Source organism: Corallococcus terminator, from assembly GCF_003611635.1.
Classification (GTDB): domain Bacteria; phylum Myxococcota; class Myxococcia; order Myxococcales; family Myxococcaceae; genus Corallococcus; species Corallococcus terminator.
Genome location: NZ_RAVZ01000015.1, coordinates 36,571 through 52,801 on the forward strand (window position 1 = coordinate 36,571; position 16,231 = coordinate 52,801).

A 16,231-nucleotide genomic window follows, 5' to 3' on the forward strand; every position below is an offset into this window, starting at 1 on the left:
GGTCCGGTGCGCGGGTGTCAATGGGAAGCCGCCAGTTCCTAGGGGGCTGGCGCGACCGCGGCGCGAATCTCCGGGCGAAGTTGCTGCTCCAGCCCCACGGAGAAGGCGCCCACCCGCTCCTCGTTCGTCGCCTCCAACTGCATGCCCAGGATGGCGTAGTAGCCGCTGTCGCGGTCCACCCAGGGGGTGAATCCGAACGCCCCAGGCGACGACACGACCGCGCAGCCCGAGGAGGGCGTGTCGCACTCCAACCAGGCGGTGAGGCCGTAGTGGTACGTAAGGCCGCCGTCCACCATGGGCGAGCTGCCGATGACGACGTCATACGGCTCGCGCGCCTGCGCATCGAAGAGCGCCGCGGACGCGAACGGCACGCCCCCCACGGTGCCTCGGTGGAACACGACGCCCAGCAGCTTCGCGTACTCGTCCATCGTGGAGCGCAGGCCGCCAGCGATGAGCGGGTTGCTGGTGCCCAGGCTGTTGCGCGGGAAGGTGTAGTAGGCGAGCTCAGCGCTCGTCAGCCCCAGTGGTGCCTTCACCTGCTCATCGAAGAGGGCCTGCCAGGCCTTGCCGGTGCGCACCTCGGCCATCCGCGCGGCGACGTGCAGGTGGGCGGAGCCGTAGTCGAAGCGCGTGCCGGGCGGCGCCACGGGCGCACCGGCCGCGATGGACTCCACGCACTGCGCGAGCGTGCTCCCCATCTGCACGGTGCAGGGGTGGTTCGGCTCCAGGCCGGACGTGAAGGACAGCAGGTGGCGCAGGGTGATGCTCGCCTGCTGACCCGTCCATCCGAGCACCTCGCCCGTCGTGGAGTCCAGGGACAGCACGCCCGCGTCCACCAGCCGCAACAGGGCCAGGCCGGAGGCCATCTTGGACGCGGAGGCGATGGCCACCCGCCGGTCCGGCGCGAAGTCCCCGTAGCTCTTCACGAAGACGCGCCGGTCCTGCGCGTCGTACACCGCGAGCGTCACGCCGGGCACGCCCGCGTCCACCACGGCCGCCGCGACCATCGCGTCCACCTTCGCGAAGGGGTCCACGGTGCCGGCATCCAGCGCGCCCGCGTCCGGGACCGGAGGTGTCGGGTTGTCGTCCGGAGTCGTGGACGCTTCGCCACACGCGGTCAGGGTGAGGGCCAGCAGCAGCAACGCTCGGATGTTCAGCACCAGGGGCCTCCAGGAGGTGGAGTCCCCTTCAACCCTGCTTGCGCGAAAAGGTTTCGGCAAGGCCTCAGGGCGTCGGAGGCACGACCTTGTAGCCCCGCTGGAGCAGCGGCGAGAGCCGGTCCGTGAGGTCCCACGACTCCACGAAGCGGCCGTCGCGCAGCCGGTACAGCGAATCACCCTGGAGCGTCACCGCGCGCGGCCTGCCGTCGTCGTCCGTGGGGCCCTGGGCGTCGGTGCCCACCGCGCGCCAGCGCACCATCACCCAGTCGTCCTCCGCGAGGACGTGGAGCAGTTCGAACCGCAGGTCCGGGAAGAGCTCGAAGCCGGCCTGGGCCTGGGTGCGCACCACCTCCGGGCCCCGGAGCTGCGTCGGTGCATCCTCCGAGCGGTCCACGTAGTCGGCCGCGACGTACTCGGCGATGCGGTCCAGACGCTTCTGGTTGTAGACCTCCTCGGTGAACAGGCGCGCGCGTTCCTTGTTGTCCGCGCTCACCCGTTGGGCCCGCTCCGCCGGGGACACCGCCGCGCAACCGGTCATCCCCACGAGCCCCAACACCGCCCACCACACACGTGTCCTCATGTCGCGCGCGAGTCTGCCGAGCCCGCGGGGCCGCCGTCAGCCGCCACGTCATCGAAGCGTTCACCGCCGGGCGCCAGCCGCCCCAATCCGATGGGCGCCGAAAGGCACGTGTCGGGAATCCCGAACGCGTCCACCAGCCCCACCGCGTCCGGCCGCAGCTCCGCGCACAGCTTCACGCGCTCCTTGCGGATGGCCTTCGCCTTGGGTGCCTCCAGCCAGCCGTGCTCCAGGAACCAGCCGCTGGCGGACTCCAGGCAGGAGAGGCCGAACAGGTCCGCCAGCCGCCCCAGCACCGGCTTGAGCGCCTCGTCCTTCACCGCCGCCACGCCCAGCAGGAACTGCTCCAGCACGATGCGCTCCACGCTCGCGTGCGCCAGGGCCAACAGGTGGGTCTGCACCTGGTTGAAGGCTTCGAACGCCTCCACGCCCGCGGTGAGCCGCTTGCGGATGCGCTTGGACACCGACGAGAGGATCTCCTCCTCGCGGAAGCGCAGCGCGCGCAGGTGGAAGTCGCTGTCGCGCAGGTGGTCGCTGTCGGTGCGCCGGCCCGCGATGGGGTTTCGGTCCGTCACCACCGTGGTCGCGCGGTCCACGATGAGCTTGAGCACCGCGAAGACGCGGTCGTCCTCGAAGCGCTGGCGGTAGCCGGTGAGCAGGCCCTTGGCGACCAACTGCATGAGGACGGTGTTGTCGCCCTCGAAGGTGGTGAACACGTCGGTGTCGGCCTTGAGGGACGGCAGCCGGTTCGCGGTGAGGTAGCCCTGGCCGCCGCACGCCTCGCGCGACTCCTGCACGGTGGCGGTGGCGTTCCACGACGCGTAGGCCTTGAGGCCCGCCGCCAGCGCTTCCACTTCACGCGCATCGTCCTCCGTGCGGTGGACGTAGCGGTCCACCAGGTACTCCAGTGCGAAGTCCAGCGCGTACGCCTTGGCGACGAGCGGCAGCAGGCGCAGTTGGTGCGACTGGTGGTCCAGGAGGCGCACCTCGCGCGAACCGGTGGGGCCGAACTGGCGGCGCAGGTCGCCGTAGCGCACGGCGATGGTCAGCGCGCTCTTGGCCGCGCTCAAGGAAGCGCACGCCACGCTCACCCGGCCCGCCACCAGCGCGCCCAGCATGGTGAAGAAGCGCTTGGAGTCGCCGGTGATGGCGCTGGTGTATTCGCCGGCCTCCGTCACCTGGCCGTAGCGGTCCAACAGGTTCTCGCGCGGGACGCGGACGTTGTTGAACCACAGCCGGCCGTTGTCCACGCCGTTGAGGCCCATCTTCTCGCCGCAGTCCTCGATGCGGATGCCCTTGAGCACCTTGCCGTGCGTGTCCCGCAGCGGCACCAGCAGCGCGTGCACGCCCAGCCGCTCACCGTCCACCTCCAACTGCGCGAACACGGTGGCCATGCGCGCGTGCCGGGCGGCGTTGCCAATCCACTCCTTGCGCGCGGTCTCCGACGGCGTGTCGATGACGAACTCGCGCGTGTCCGCGTCGTAGCGGGCCACCGTCTCGCAGTCGCGCACGTTGGAGCCGTGGCCCAGCTCGCTCATCGCGAAGCAGCCGGGCAGCTCCAGGGACGCGACCTGCGGCAGGTACTGCTGGTGGTGCCGCTTCGTGCCCAGGAACAGGATGCTGGAGCCGAACAGGCCGAAGTGGACGCCTGCCTTGATGACGAGGCTCAGGTCGAAGAAGGCCATCGTCTCGAAGGCGGCGATGAACGCGCCCAGGTCCGCGCCGCCCTCGCGCCCCTTGGGGAAGGCGAGCTGGCCCAGCCCGTCGTTGGCCAGGTGCTTGAGCCAGTCGAACACCTGGTCGCGGTACCCGTCGGTGTCCAGCCCTTCCTTGTAGCGGAAGTCCGCGTCCTCCAGCCAACCGCGCACCTGCTTGCGCACTGGGCGGTAGGTGCGCTCCAGCACGTCGGTCATCGCGGCGGGGTCGAAGGACGCCGTGTGCGAGCGCGCCTCGGCGTGGGGGGCGCGCGACGCGTGGGGCATCAGGGAGCGCACCGCCTCCTTGCCGTCCACGCCCAGCGTGGCCTCCAGCGCGTGCAGCGCCTGGGCGAGCTCCGCCACGGGCACGTCGAGCGGCGCCTCACCAGCGAGCACCTGGGCCAACTGCACGCCCAGCTCCGCGAGGTTCTGCTGGTTGCTGGTGGCCAGCCGTTCGGCGGTGACGCGGATGTGGTCGCGCACCAGGGAGAGCTCGCGAGGGGAGGGCGGACGCAGCGGATCCACCCAGAGGGCCAGGACGCTGCTGGCCTTGAGGTTCAGCCAGGGCTGGGCGCGGGCGGCGGTGCCCAGGGCGCGCAGCTCCTCGGCCGTCAGCTCACCGTCCGTCCAGGCGACGTAGAGCATGGGGATGAGGGGGGCCAATCCGGACTGCGACAGCAGCTCCCGGGCGGAGGGACGCGAAGTGGCATCGAGCATGAAATCTCTCCAGGCGAGGGAACGGGCGCAGTCTCGCCATGGTGGAAGGTGGCGGCAACGACGGAATGGGGTCCTGTTCACCTTGCGGCCGAGGAAACGGGCGATGGACTGCCCTGGGGGGCTGTCCGTTCCTACGTTGCAGCCCATGAGCGAGCTCCAGGACGTGGAACTGCTGCCCCAGCCGGGGGCCCATGGGTTCGATGGGGACGGTACGAACCGGAAGCACGAGATGCAGGGACCGTTCGAACTGCCGCCCGGTCCGGAGGGCTTCTCCTTCGCGCTCTACCAGTCCACGGGCGTGGCCCTGTCGCCCGGGCACCGGGTGCACCTGTTGGAGAACAGTCAGGTCTTCGACCGGATGTTGGAGGACATCCGCGCGGCGAAGCACAGCGTCCACATGCTCGTCTACATCTGGCGGCCGTGCGAGCTGTCGGACCGGTTCGTGGAGGCGCTCATCGAACGTTCCCGCGCGGGCGTGCAGTGCCGCGTCGTCGTGGATCCGGTGGGCAGCGAGGAGACCACCGGGGACAAGGACTTCGACCAGAAGATAGAGAAGCGGCTCACCGACGCGGGCGTGGAGGTGCACTACTACCGGCTGCTCGCGGGCAAGGTGCTGGGCCGGCTCCTGGGGCGCTCCCACCAGAAGATCGTCGTGGTGGACGGACGCATCGCGTACACGGGCGGCTTCGGCATCTGGAAGGTGTGGGAGGGCGACGGGCTGAAGGAGGACAACTGGCGCGACACGCACATCCGCGTGGAGGGCCCGGAGGTCCGGCGCTTCCAGGTCACCTTCGCCAAGCACTGGCAGGAGTCCGGCGGCGGGCTGTTGCCGCGCGAGGCGTTCCCGGAGTTGAAGGCGGACGGCGGCGGGTGTGCGGCGTTCATCGACAGCTCTGGCCGGCTGGGCATCACGGAGGCGGAGCGGATGGTGCGGCTGGTGGTGGCCGCGGCGACGAAGCGGTTGTGGATCGCCAATGCGTACTTCACGCCGCCCAACGACATCCTGGAGCAGTTGGAGGTGAAGGTCCGGCAGGGCGTGGACGTGCGCGTGCTGGGGCCGGGGCCGCACCACGACGTGCCGGTGGTGCGCGCGTCGCAGCGCTCCACCTACGAGCGGCTGTTGGCGGCCGGCGTGCGCATCTGGGAGTACCAGCCGGCGATGTTGCATTCGAAGACGATGCTCGTGGATGACTGGCTGTGCGTGGTGGGCTCCACGAACCTGGATGCGCTGTCGCTCAACAAGTTGAGCGAGGGGTCGCTGGTGTTCGAGGACAAGGAGATCGCCGCGAAGATGGAGGGGTGCTGGGAGAGGGACATCCGGCACTCGAAGGAGATCACCCTGGAGAACGGCGGGCGGACGAACCCGTGGCGGAGGTTCGCGCGGCGGGCCACGCAGTTCGCGGGGCATGACCGGTAGGCGCTGCTACCGGTGGGAGGTGACGCCCTCCTGCCGGCAGTAGGGGAGCACGGGACACGTGGAGCACTTCGGGCGGGAGCCGGTGCACACGTGTTTGCCAAAGGGGACGAGGAGCCGGTTGAGTTCCACCCAGTAGGGGCGGGGGAGCACGGCTTCGAGCGCGGCGAGCGTGCGCTCCGGCGTGGAGGCCTTCACGTAGCCCCAGCGGTTGGTGACGCGGTGGACGTGGATGTCCACGCTGATGACTTCATGGCCGCACGCGATGCCCAGGGCCAGGTGCGCGCACTTGGGGCCCACGCCCTTGAAGGACTGGAGCACGGCCGCGTCGGCGGGGAGCTGGCCGTGGAACTCATCGCGCGTGCGCACGGCGATGGCGTGGACTTGATACGCCTTGGCTTCGTGGAAGGTGACGGGCTGGATGAGCGCGTCGATGTCCTGGGGCGTGAGGCGGGCCAGGGCGTCCGGGGTGGGCGCGCGGCCCAGGAGGCGCAGGGACGCGGGCAGGCTGACTTCATCGAGCGTGCGGATGGAGAGGATGCACGCGATGAGCTGTTCGAAGAGGGAGCCGTGTCCCTTCGCGGCGAGTTCGAACATCGCGGCGTCGGCGAAGGAGCGCACCTCGTGGCGGATGCGGCGCAGGACCTCCTCGATGTCGAAGGGGAGCTTGTCTGTCCGGGCCGTGGCCGCGTGCGCGGTGCGTGCGCTCTGGGCACGGGGCGCGCGGCGTGGGGCTGTCGTGGGTTTGTCCGCCATGCGGGCCTCCTGACCTGACAAGTTGGGTCTGGTGGAGGCTACTCGCCGCGTGTTCCTGCTCGGCTGCTGGAGGTGCGCTCAGGCACTCTTGGTGAGGTCGAGCGCGTACCAGCGGTCGCAGCCGAAGTGCCCGGTGCGGCCCATGGGGGCACAGAGGGTTTCGAAGCCGAGCCGCTGGTAGAGCTTCTGTGCCTGCGCCATGCCGGCCAGCGTCTCCAGGTAGCACTGGCGATAGCCGGCGCCGCGCGCGAACTCCAGACAGTGTCTCAACAAGCGCTCGCCCACGCCGTGGCCCCGGGCCTGCGGCAGGAAGTACATCTTGCGCAGCTCACAGACGTCCGGCGCCCCCCCGTCCAGCGGCGCGATGCCTCCGCCTCCCACCACCCGACCCTCATGTTCGACGACGAAATAGGCGTGTCGGGGCCGGGTGTAGGCCGCGCTCATCGCGTCCACTTCGGGGTCGTGGATGGCGAAGCCCGGTCCGTCCGCTCCGAACTCCGGCATCACCGCTCGGATGACCGCCGCCACCGCCGCGTCATCCCGGGCCTCGATGGGCCGCAACGTCAGGTCCGTGCTCATGACCTCCACGGTCCCATGAGTCGTTCCCGGCGGCCAGCGTCGGGTGTGCACGTGTGCAGCGATCTGCACAGGTGCCACCCGCCCACCGCACCCCGGTGGATTTCAATCCCGCGCCCTTCCAGGGCATTCTGCGTGGCACGTCCGTTGTAGAGGGGGAAGTTCCATGTACTGCCCTGCCTGCCGACAAGAACGCCTGGGAAGTGCGCGCCAGTGCGTTCTCTGCGGCACCCATCTGTCCGCCCGAGCCCGGTCCGCCATCGAGGCCGAACTCGCGCACGTCCACTTCCTCCTGGACGAGGTGCCGCGCTGGGATGCCTCCGACGTGCCGCCCCACGTGCGCCGCCTGCTCACCGAGCGCTACGAGCGACAGGCCCGCGTCCTCCTCTCCGTCCTCACCGAGACGCCCGCCGAATCGCTGACGCCCACGCCGGACGCGGTCCGGGACGAGGCTGGCTCCTCGACGATGGGGGAGGGGGCCTTCGCTGTCGGTCCCGTGTCGTTCGTTGCGCCCAGGGGCCCGGAGGCTGATGCCGCTGCGGCGTTCGCGGCTTCCGATGCCTCGGTCGCGCACGTCGCCGGAGAGAGCGCCTCCGCCGTTGCTTCCGAGGCGTACGTCGCGCACGGCATGGCCGTTGAGTCCAACGTCGTCGCGGAGGTCGCCTCCGCCGCTCACGCCTTTGCCTCCGACGCCCACGCCTCGGTCGATGCATCGGGTGTCGCCGCTCACGCCGTCACCGACGTAACCGCTGCTCACGCCCTTACCGACGCAGCCGCCTCAGCCACTACCGACGCGTCCGCCGCCGTCGCTCACGCGCTCACGGACGCCTCCGACGCGGCCACCTCCGCGGCTCACGCCCTCCCGAACACGGAAGCAACGCCCGACGCCGCTGGGGCCTCCGCCGTCCACTTCTCCCAGATGGATGTCTCCGCGTCCCTGGGCGTCGCAACCCCGCCTTCCGGCCTCCCGCACGTCGCGAAGCCCGGCCCCGTGGGCGCACCCGGTCCGAACACCGCCCGCCCGCCCGTGGGCGCCAATGCCCGGCCGATGAACGCGGCCCGCGCGCCCACGTCCCGCCCGCTGCCTCCGAACCCGGGCGAGCCGTTCATGGATCCGCCCGAGCCGCGCAGCCGCACCGCGCGCATCGTCGAGGAGACGTCGGTGTGGAGCCGCGTGTGGCGGCCGTTCCTCTACGAGAGCATCGCGTGGTTCATCGGCGCGTTCCTCATCCTCTCCGGCACGCTCTACTTCGTCTTCGAGTCCTGGGCCGGGATGACGTCCGTCACCCGCTCGCTCACCGTCTTCGTGATGACCGTGGGCTACTCCGTCGGCTTCTCCGTGTGGGGCGGCTTCCTCGCGCGCCGCGAATCGCTGCGCAAGCCGGGCCACATCATCGGCCTCATTGGTTCCGCCGTGGCCCCGCTGGGCGGCGTCGCACTGGGGCCCATGGGTTTTGGTGAGGCCCTCCAACTCGACGGCGTGCACCCCGTGCTGCTCGTGCCGCTGCTCTTCGTCTGGGCTGGCGTCGCCGCGTTCCTCGCCCGCAGACCCGTTGAGGCCTTCGACGCTCCTTCGCGTCCGTTCATCCAGGTGGGCCTCGTCGGCGCCACGCTCATCATGGGCCTCGCGCCCCTGGCCGCGCGCATCGGTGCTCCGGCGGTGTGGCTCAACGCGCTGCCCTGCCTCCTCTTCTTCCTGCTGTCTCGCAAGACCGTCACCCCGCAGCGCAGCGGGGATGCGCTCGCGTTCGCGCTCACCGCGCCCCTGTACCTCACGGCGCTGTTCGCCATCCGGTTGCACCTGTCCCTGGCCTCCGCGGGCGCGCCCGTTCCCGCCGGCACCTACGCTCCCTTCGTCGCCTTCCTGCTCGCCACCTGCCTGCGCTTCCGCACGCTCGAAGCCGAGCGGTCCGCCGACTCGCTGTCGGTCGGCACCGTGGGGCTCCAGGTGGCCTGCCTCGCGGCGGCCATCACCGGCACGCAGCCGGCCCTCTTCCTCACCGCCGCCATCTTCACCGGCACGCTGGTGTCCCTGTCCAAGGGCACGCTGGCCCGGCTGAAGTGGCTCTACCCGGCGTACTTCGGCGCCTACCTCTCCTATGCGTCCAGCGTGCAGTTGGTCCCGAACGCGGCCAGGCTCCTGCTCAACGCCCTCAAGACGCGCCTGGGCTACCCGCCCGCGGAGGTGCTGCCCTTCCAGTACGGCGCGCTGACCGCGATTCCTTTCGTGCTCGCGGGGCTGGTGCTCGCGTACCTCGTCCAGCGTCGCGGCGAGCGCACCGGTGACGCGCGCGACCTGGGCCTTTCCGACGTGCTGCTGCGCGCCACCACCTGGGCCGCGCCCGCGTTCGCGCTCTACGGACATCTGGGCACCGACGCGCGCCCGGCCTTCTTCGCCACGCTCGCCCTGGGCGCGCTGTCGCTGGGCGCGGGCCTGTTGTTCAAGCGCTTCCCGCTGTCCGCCGTGGGCTCGGTGCTCTTCGCGCTCCTGCCGTTCTCCGGCGTCATCGCCTTCGGAGCAGGGCCCGCGACCGTCGTGGCCGGCGCGCTGGCGCTGGGGCTCGCGCTCCTCGTGTGGCGCCTGGAGGATGCGCGCACGCAGCGCTTCCTGGGCACGGTGGTCGGTGTCCTCGCGACATGCGGATTCGCCATCGGGGTGGTGTCGTCTCCCATCACCACTCCTGTCGTGGGCATGGCGCTGGGCAGCGCGGGCGTGCTGCTGGCCGCGCTCCGGCTGCGCCACGAGGGCTACATGGCCTTCGGTGCCTTCCTCGCGGTGGCCATCCTGCCGAAGCTCGGCTCCGTCCATTCCACGCAGGCGGCGCTCGCGGCGATGGTGGGTGGTGCGCTGGTGCTCGCGCTGCTGGGCGAGCGTGGCGGCCTGCTCAAGCGCCTGGGTGTGCCGGCCCTCCTGTACGCGGGGAGCGCCGTGCTGTGGGGGCTGATGAGCCAGCAGCCCTTCCTGGGGCCCGTGCTCCTCACCGCCGCCGCGACGATGGCGGTGGCTTCGCGCAGCTTCCCGGACGCGCGGCCGTTCGCGGTCGTGCTCGTGGGCATCTCGCTCTTGCCGGACCTGTCCTTCTATTCGGCGTGGGGCCTGCCTCCGGCGGTGTCACTGGTCCTGCTCATCGCGGCGTCATTCCTGGGCTCCGTGGTGGCCGCGCACAAGGGCCGCAGCGCGAGCACCGTCACCGCGGGCATCCTTGCGCTCATCCTGCCGCTGGTGCCGGCGGAGATGGCGGGCCCGGGCCATCAGACCCTGTTCCTGCTGGGCGCGGCGCTGGCGGCGCTGCTCACCACGCGCGCGCTGCCCCCCATGCTGGGCCTGCTGATGGCCACCATCGAAGCGGGCTGCGCGCTGTACTCGGCCGGTCCGCTGGCGCTGCTGGGGCTGGCCACGTTCCTCAGTGTCCTGGCCCTGCTGGACGACGTGCCCGCCGTGCGGCGCATCGCCACGGGCGGCGCGTCCTTCTCCCTGGTCTCCACGCTGGCCGCGATGGTGGTGCTGGGCGCCTCCACGGTGTGCTGGAACGGCCATGCGCTGGCCCGGCTTCCCCACGCCACGCTCTTCGCGCTCATGGGGCCCGCGCTGCTTCCCTTGCTGTGGACGCGCACGCTGCGCCAGCCCTTCGCCGCGGCGCTCGTGGTGCCCTACGGGATGCTGTCCATCGCGGCCGTGACGCATCCCCCTGCGTGGGTCGCGCTGCTGCCGCTCTATCCGCTGCTGCTGATGCGCGCCGTGGAGCACGTGCCGTCCGCGGCCTCGTGGCTGCTGCGTTCGCGGGAAGAGGCTCCGCGTCAGGCGATGTCGAAGTGGATGCAACTGGCGGTTTCGGGCCTGGGCGTGCTGTCGCTGCTGGTGCCGGACGTGGGGCAGCGCACGGCGCTCGTCTCCGCGCTCGCGCTGGTGCTGCTGCCGGGTCCCCGGCCTTCCATCCGCGTGGGCGTCGCCTCCGTGCTGCTGATGTTCATCCCGGAGGCGCGGCCCTTCGCCACCGTCCTCCTGCTGGCCCTGGCCCTGGCGTCGCACCACGTGCCGGACGCGCTGGCGGCCTTCTTCCGGGGCCCGCGCGATGAATCGCTGCGGCCTACGGCCGTGAGTGGTGCCCTGTGCGTGATGCTGATCTCCGTCCTCACCGGGCCGACGCCCGGTGCGCTGGCGGCGTCCGGCGGGGTGCTGCTGGCGGCGGCCTTCCTGTTGTCCCAGCGGTGGCTGCTCACCGCAGCGGTGGGCGCGTTCGCGCTCGCGCCGCTCGGTCAGACATCCCAGTTCGCGGTGGGCGAGTGGCGTCCGGAGGCGGGCCTGCTCGTGGCGGGCGTGGCGCTGGTCGCCGCGGTGCTGTCCGCCCTGTGCCAGTCCGGCGCCGTGCAGCGCGCGCTGACGAACGCCGCGGCGCGCCTGACGCCGGGCATCGAGGGCACGTGGAGCGAGCCCTTGTGGGGGGGCGGTGCTGGCGTCGCGGCCCTGCTGGTGGGCATGCGGCTGGCGGACGCGGGTCCGGGGGCGTTGCCCCTGCCGGTGGCGCTGGTGGCGGGGCTGACGTCGCTGGTGCTGATGGTGACGCGCGAGCGCCTGATGATGAACGGGGCCACGGCGCTGCTGGGCGCGGTGCTGCTCGCCGCGGTGCCGCCGCTGTGGACGCCCGCGGTGCTGGCCGGCGTGGGGCTGGTGCTGGCGCTGGTGGGCTTCGGGCTGGAGGCGCGCGGCGTGGCGGTGGGTTCGGCGCTGCATCACGGTGGCGCGGTGCTGGCGCTCCTGTCGCTGGGCAGCCTGCGGGACTTGAAGCACCCGGGCATGCCGCTGTGCGTGCTCTTCGGGCTGGCCACCGCGTGGACGGTGGTGGCGCGCCGCCGTGAGCGCGAGTGGCTGGGCTGGTCCGCGTCCCTCTTCGCCGTGCACGCCTTCATCGTGCACTTCGGCGCGGTGTACTCCACCGGCCGGGGCGCGGAGTTCATCTTCCCGTACTTCGGCGCGGCGACCGCGCTGCTCGCCACGCTGGTGCTGTCGGTGGCGGGCCCGAAGGTGCGCGGTCGCATGGGCCGTGCCTTCGCGGGCCTCGCGCTCGCGGAGGTGCTGCTGGGGGTGCTGACGGTGCGCGGCCCGGACGGTGCGTCGCGCGAGGCGTGGGTGGCGTGCGGCGGGCTGGTCATCCTGCTCTTCGCCCTGGTGCGCCGCGCGGCGAAGGACGAGGACGAAGCTGCCGCGTGGATGGCGCAGGCGCTGGTGGCGATTGGCTACCTCTGCGTGCGGATGCTGGGCTTGAACGCGAGCCTCGGCACGGCGGACAGCCTGGCGTCGCTCATCGGGGGCGCGGTCTTCATCGGCCTGTACCTGTTCGTGCGGCGCGAGGGCGCGGGCCTCAAGGCCTTCCGCCGTCCGGCAGTCGCGGGTGCGTGGTGGTTCCCGCTGGCGGGCCTGCTGACGCTGCCGTGGGGCCAGCCCTTCGTGGCCGTGGCGTTGCTCGTGGGCTACGCGGCGCACTTCGCGGCGCTCGCCTCGGCCTCGAAGGAGAAGGGGCCCGCGTCGCTGATGTCCGTCGCGGCCTTCAACCTGGCGCTGTTCTTCGTGTGGCTGGGCACCGGTACCGGAGAGCCGCAGTACTACGCCATCCCCGCGGGCCTGTCCGTGCTGGCGCTGTTGCGCACGTTCCGGGGCGGGCTGTCGCAGGACGCCTACGCGCAGCTTCGCGCCATCGCGGTGACGTGCATCTACGTGGCGGGCGCCTGGAAGCCGCTCCTGTTCAACGACGGCGAGGCGATGCTCCTGTGCGTCGTCCTCTGCCTCGTGGGCGTGGGCGCGGGCATCGCGCTGCGGATCCGCTCCTACGTGTACCTGGGCTCGGGGTTCCTGGTGACGGCGGTGGCCGCCAACCTGGTGCGCTTCGGCATGCGGGACCACCGCGTGGGCGCCGCATTCCTGTCGCTGCTGGGCCTGCTGGTGGTGGGTTTCATGGTGGTGCTCAGCGCCCACCGCGCTGCCCTGCTCCAGAGGTATGCCCGGGTGCGAGAGCTGCTTGGGACCTGGGAGGGATGATCGCAGTTTGACGTACAACGATTCCGGGGTTGAATGCGGCCGCGTTCACCCCCGGAGGACTTGTTGCTGCTGCGCCGTTCGTCGCTCGTCGTGCTGATGTCGCTGGGCTGCCTGGTGGGTTGCGCGCACGTCCCGGACGTCGCGTCCCACAGCGTGTTGGAGCTGCATCCCGCCGAGTTCCCCAAGGCTCACGCCGCGCCGCCGAGGGTCGCCGCGGTGGGCGCCGAGGGCGCACTGGGGGTGAAGGCCGAGGCCCCCCCTCCGCTGGAGTTCGTGACGCCGGAGGGCCGTGACGCGCTGGCGTCGCTGATGGCGGTGGACCCCGGGGAGTTGCCGGAGGAGGCAGGCGTCATCTCCGCGGCGCTGGAGGCCGCGGCGCTCTTCACGGGGCCCACGCGGGGCCCTGGCGGCTTCTGGGACGAACTGTTGCCGCCGCCGTCGAAGCAGGCGCGGGGCATCGTGGCGAGAGCGGCGCAGTTGGTGGGCGCGCGGCGGTTGGACCGCTCCGTGCCCAATGACTGTTCGGGGCTGGTGCGGCTGGCGTACCTGCAGGCGGGCATCGACCTGGTCGCGCACGGCTTCCTCGCGGGGGAGAACGCCGTCACGGGCATCTTCCGGCGGGCGCAGGCGGCGGGCGCGGTGCACCGGTTGAACCCGAGGCCGGGTGACCTGGCGTTCTTCAAGGAGACGTACGACCGCAACCGCGACGGCAAGCGCAACGACGGGATGACGCACATCGCGGTGGTCGAGCGCGTGGACGTGGACGGCACCGTGACGTTCATCCACCGGGGCGGCAAGGGCGTGTCGCGCAGCCGGATGAACCTGGCGTTCCCGACGGTGCACCGGCAGGCGAAGGGTGCGTTGCTCAACGACTTCATCCGACCGGCGAGCAAGGGGCTTCGCGCCTACCTCGCGGGGGAGTTGTTCGTCGCGTTCGCCTCGCCTGGAGGTTTGTAGTCTCACCGCAGTCGCATGGACATACGGCGGGCCCGTTTGAATCCGGGCTCGGGTGTGGCGTCATCTTGCGCATGAGATTGACCCTGCTGCTGGGAACCCTGCTGCTCTCGTCGGGATGTATCGTCGCGGGTTCCCGTCCTTCGCGTCCGCCGCCAAGGCCCGGCCCGCCGCCGCGCCCGGTGGCGATGAACTACGACGAGGCGGTGCGGCGGGGGTTCGACCAGTGCCGCTCGCGCGGGTATCGGTGCGAGTTGCAGGAGGCGCACCTCACCGGCAACAACGTGTGGAAGGTGAAGCTGCGCGCGTACGCGCAGGGGGCGAAGGGGCACCTGCACCTGGACTACGACGCGTACACGCGCAACCTGCTCAAGGTGAACGAGAAGGTGAAGGGCAAGGGCAAGGGCGGCGGGCGCGACGACGACTGGGATGACGACGACGACCACGGGCATGGCCGGGGCAAGAAGAAGGGCCACGCGCACCGGGACGACTGAGGTTCCAGTGTTTCAGCGCGAGGCCGCGGGTGGGGCTTCGCGCAGCAGGGCTTCGGTGTGGTCGAGCAGCTCCGAGCCACCAGGGGCGTGATGGCCGGGCACGATGACGCGCGCGTCGGGGTAGTGCGCGCGTGCGCGCTGGAGGCTCGCGGGCCAGGTAGTGGTGTCCGCGTCCTCCAGGTTGCCCAGGTCCTTGGCCGACGCGTCCTTGATGAAGCAGCCTCCGTAGAGGATGCCCGAGGCCGGGTGGAACACGAGGAGGTTGTCGGGAGTGTGGCCGGCGCCGGGGAAGAACACCGACAGCGGCCCGAAGTCCTGTGCATCCGACAGGCGCGACCTGGGAACGGGGTTGCCCTGCGCGGTGGCACGGCGGGCGGTGTCCTCACGCGCGTGGACGGCGATGCCCTGGGCTTCCAGCGTGGGGATGCCTCCGGTGCGGTCCATGTGGAAGTGCGTCACCAGCGCGGCTCGCACCGGGTGGTGCAGTGAGTCCCGGGCCCAGGTGATCAGCGCTTCGGCCTGACGCGGGTTCCAGCCTGTGTCGACGAGGATGGACGCGTCGCCGTCCTCCACGATGAGGCCATTGGCGGGCGTGCCGCCCCATTCCTTGCCGGCGTTCGTCACGTGCATCCACACGCCGGGCGCGATGCGACGGATGCGCACGTCCTCCGCGAGCACGACTTCGTCCTGAGGTGTGGTGGGCGCGGAGGGCGTGGTGGCGCAGGCAGTGAGGAGGAACAGGAGGGCGCAGGTTCGCAGTGAGGTCATGGGGCTCCAGGAGGATACGGGTGTCGGGGCGCGCGGATGCAAAGCGTGTGCGCGCGGATCCGTCACGAAGTGCCCTGAAACATGAGAGAGGGCGAGGGCGCCGTGACACGGAACGTGGCTCATGAGCCACGTTGGCGATTCACTCAGGGCTGCGAGCGCTTCCTGGAACGGTCTGCAAGTAGGGCCGAAGCAGTGCCCATGGAGGAGGGCGCAGGGGACGGCCCCAATTCCATGAAGCACGTGCGTTCAATGTGCATTCCTGGGTCAGGATTGTCGTTTGGGGCAGTTGCTGACCACGGGCTAACGGAGAGGTCGTTCCCGGGTCGGTGTTGGTTTTGCTGGAAATTCATGTTTTAGTTTTTGGGTTGGGTGGTTGAAGATCCCTCGGGGGGAGGAGTTGAACCGTGTACATGCGCATCTTGAATTCATTATGTGTTGCTGCTCTTTTGGGGCTTTCAAGTTCCGCGGCGAGTGCTGCTTCGGTTGATTCAGGGCAGGTCGTAATCACCAGCACTGAGATTGATTACGAACTCAAGAAGCTGATGATCTACGGCCGTAACCTGGGCGGAGGAGTGCCTACGGTTGATTTGCCCGAAGTGCCCTTGCTGGTTGTTGGGGTCCGTGCGGGTGTGATTACCGCGCTCATTCCCCAGTACATCCTGGATGAGTCCGGCTCCTACCTGCTCACGGTTGCGTATGGACCAGATCCCATGGATCGGGACGTGTTTTATCTGACGATTGGTTCGAATGGACCTCAAGGCCCACGAGGCGAAGTGGGCCCTCCTGGATCTCAAGGCCCTCAGGGCGAAGTTGGTGCGGCGGGACCCAGGGGAGAAATTGGCCCGGCAGGCGCCACTGGCCCGGTAGGCGCCACTGGCGACATCGGCCCTATGGGCGCGACCGGTCCGAAGGGCGACAAAGGCGACATCGGTCCCGTGGGCGCGACTGGTCCCGTGGGTGCGACCGGTCCGAAAGGCGAGAAGGGGGACCCCGGTTCAGTAGGCGCGCCCGGTCAAAAGGGGGAGAAAGGAGACCCCGGTCCTGTGGGGCCTCAGGGTCTACGGGGGTTGCAGGGGGTACAAGG

At 70.6% G+C, this 16,231-nt stretch carries 10 protein-coding genes and 1 pseudogene; 5 read left to right on the forward strand and 6 right to left on the reverse strand.

Features of this window, described 5'->3' with window-relative positions; all coding sequences use genetic code 11:
• Positions 1–38: 38 nt before the first annotated feature.
• The 3 genes from D7V88_RS04115 to D7V88_RS04125 all read right to left on the reverse strand — a co-directional run bounded on the left by D7V88_RS04115 (position 39) and on the right by D7V88_RS04125 (position 4,151).
• Positions 39–1,160 (reverse strand): serine hydrolase domain-containing protein, encoded by a 1,122-nt coding sequence (locus D7V88_RS04115; protein ID WP_244237970.1) that lies wholly within the window; start codon positions 1,158–1,160, stop codon positions 39–41.
• 64 nt (positions 1,161–1,224) lie between these two features.
• Complete coding sequence (locus D7V88_RS04120) at positions 1,225–1,740, reverse strand: ester cyclase (protein WP_120539276.1); 516 nt, start codon at positions 1,738–1,740, stop codon at positions 1,225–1,227.
• The gene (locus tag D7V88_RS04125; protein WP_120539277.1) at positions 1,737–4,151 is read right to left on the reverse strand and encodes an acyl-CoA dehydrogenase family protein; all 2,415 of its coding nucleotides are present in this window, start codon (positions 4,149–4,151) and stop codon (positions 1,737–1,739) included. Before D7V88_RS04125 ends, D7V88_RS04120 begins: the two co-directional genes overlap by 4 nt.
• Positions 4,152–4,296: 145 nt before the next feature.
• Between D7V88_RS04125 and D7V88_RS04130 the strand changes: the two genes are divergently transcribed.
• Entirely contained in the window at positions 4,297–5,568 is a 1,272-nt protein-coding gene (locus tag D7V88_RS04130; protein WP_120539278.1) for a phospholipase D-like domain-containing protein, read from the forward strand.
• 6 nt (positions 5,569–5,574) lie between these two features.
• On the opposite strand, the gene D7V88_RS04135 is transcribed toward D7V88_RS04130, so the two are convergent.
• Together D7V88_RS04135 and D7V88_RS04140 are read right to left on the reverse strand one after the other, a co-directional pair.
• A complete protein-coding gene (locus D7V88_RS04135) occupies positions 5,575–6,321 on the reverse strand; it encodes an endonuclease III domain-containing protein (protein WP_244237971.1) in 747 nt (248 codons plus the stop codon).
• A gap of 78 nt (positions 6,322–6,399) precedes the next feature.
• Positions 6,400–6,900, reverse strand: a complete 501-nt coding sequence (locus D7V88_RS04140) for a GNAT family N-acetyltransferase (RefSeq protein ID WP_120539279.1) — start codon at positions 6,898–6,900, stop codon at positions 6,400–6,402.
• 163 nt (positions 6,901–7,063) lie between these two features.
• On the opposite strand from D7V88_RS04140, the gene D7V88_RS04145 reads away from it, so the two are divergent.
• From D7V88_RS04145 to D7V88_RS04155, 3 genes are all read left to right on the forward strand, one after another.
• On the forward strand, positions 7,064–12,931 hold the full coding sequence (locus D7V88_RS04145) for a hypothetical protein (RefSeq protein ID WP_120539280.1): 5,868 nt from the start codon (positions 7,064–7,066) through the stop codon (positions 12,929–12,931).
• 33 nt (positions 12,932–12,964) lie between these two features.
• On the forward strand, positions 12,965–13,888 hold the full coding sequence (locus D7V88_RS04150; RefSeq protein WP_244237972.1) for a CHAP domain-containing protein: 924 nt from the start codon (positions 12,965–12,967) through the stop codon (positions 13,886–13,888).
• Positions 13,889–13,959: 71 nt separating this feature from the next.
• Complete coding sequence (locus tag D7V88_RS04155; protein WP_120539282.1) at positions 13,960–14,379, forward strand: hypothetical protein; 420 nt, start codon at positions 13,960–13,962, stop codon at positions 14,377–14,379.
• A 12-nt stretch (positions 14,380–14,391) separates the two neighbouring features.
• On the opposite strand, the gene blaCOR is transcribed toward D7V88_RS04155, so the two are convergent.
• Positions 14,392–15,147 carry a COR family subclass B1 metallo-beta-lactamase gene (blaCOR, locus tag D7V88_RS04160; RefSeq protein WP_120539283.1) on the reverse strand — a complete coding sequence of 252 codons (756 nt, stop codon included), beginning with the start codon at positions 15,145–15,147 and terminating at the stop codon, positions 14,392–14,394.
• Positions 15,148–15,557: 410 nt separating this feature from the next.
• On the opposite strand from blaCOR, the pseudogene D7V88_RS45060 reads away from it, so the two are divergent.
• Positions 15,558–16,231, forward strand: a pseudogene (locus D7V88_RS45060) (DUF7151 family protein); the annotation flags it as partial.

Excerpts from the sequence above, each read along its gene's own strand:
- D7V88_RS04130 (WP_120539278.1), top strand. The coding sequence starts at position 4,297 with ATGAGCGAGCTCCAGGACGTGGAACTGCTGCCCCAGCCGGGGGCCCAT.
- blaCOR (WP_120539283.1), bottom strand. The coding sequence starts at position 15,147 with ATGACCTCACTGCGAACCTGCGCCCTCCTGTTCCTCCTCACTGCCTGC.
- D7V88_RS04145 (WP_120539280.1), top strand. The coding sequence starts at position 7,064 with ATGTACTGCCCTGCCTGCCGACAAGAACGCCTGGGAAGTGCGCGCCAG.
- D7V88_RS04120 (WP_120539276.1), bottom strand. The coding sequence starts at position 1,740 with ATGAGGACACGTGTGTGGTGGGCGGTGTTGGGGCTCGTGGGGATGACC.
- D7V88_RS04135 (WP_244237971.1), bottom strand. The coding sequence starts at position 6,321 with ATGGCGGACAAACCCACGACAGCCCCACGCCGCGCGCCCCGTGCCCAG.
- D7V88_RS04125 (WP_120539277.1), bottom strand. The coding sequence starts at position 4,151 with ATGCTCGATGCCACTTCGCGTCCCTCCGCCCGGGAGCTGCTGTCGCAG.
- D7V88_RS04140 (WP_120539279.1), bottom strand. The coding sequence starts at position 6,900 with ATGAGCACGGACCTGACGTTGCGGCCCATCGAGGCCCGGGATGACGCG.
- D7V88_RS04150 (WP_244237972.1), top strand. The coding sequence starts at position 12,965 with ATGCGGCCGCGTTCACCCCCGGAGGACTTGTTGCTGCTGCGCCGTTCG.
- D7V88_RS04155 (WP_120539282.1), top strand. The coding sequence starts at position 13,960 with ATGAGATTGACCCTGCTGCTGGGAACCCTGCTGCTCTCGTCGGGATGT.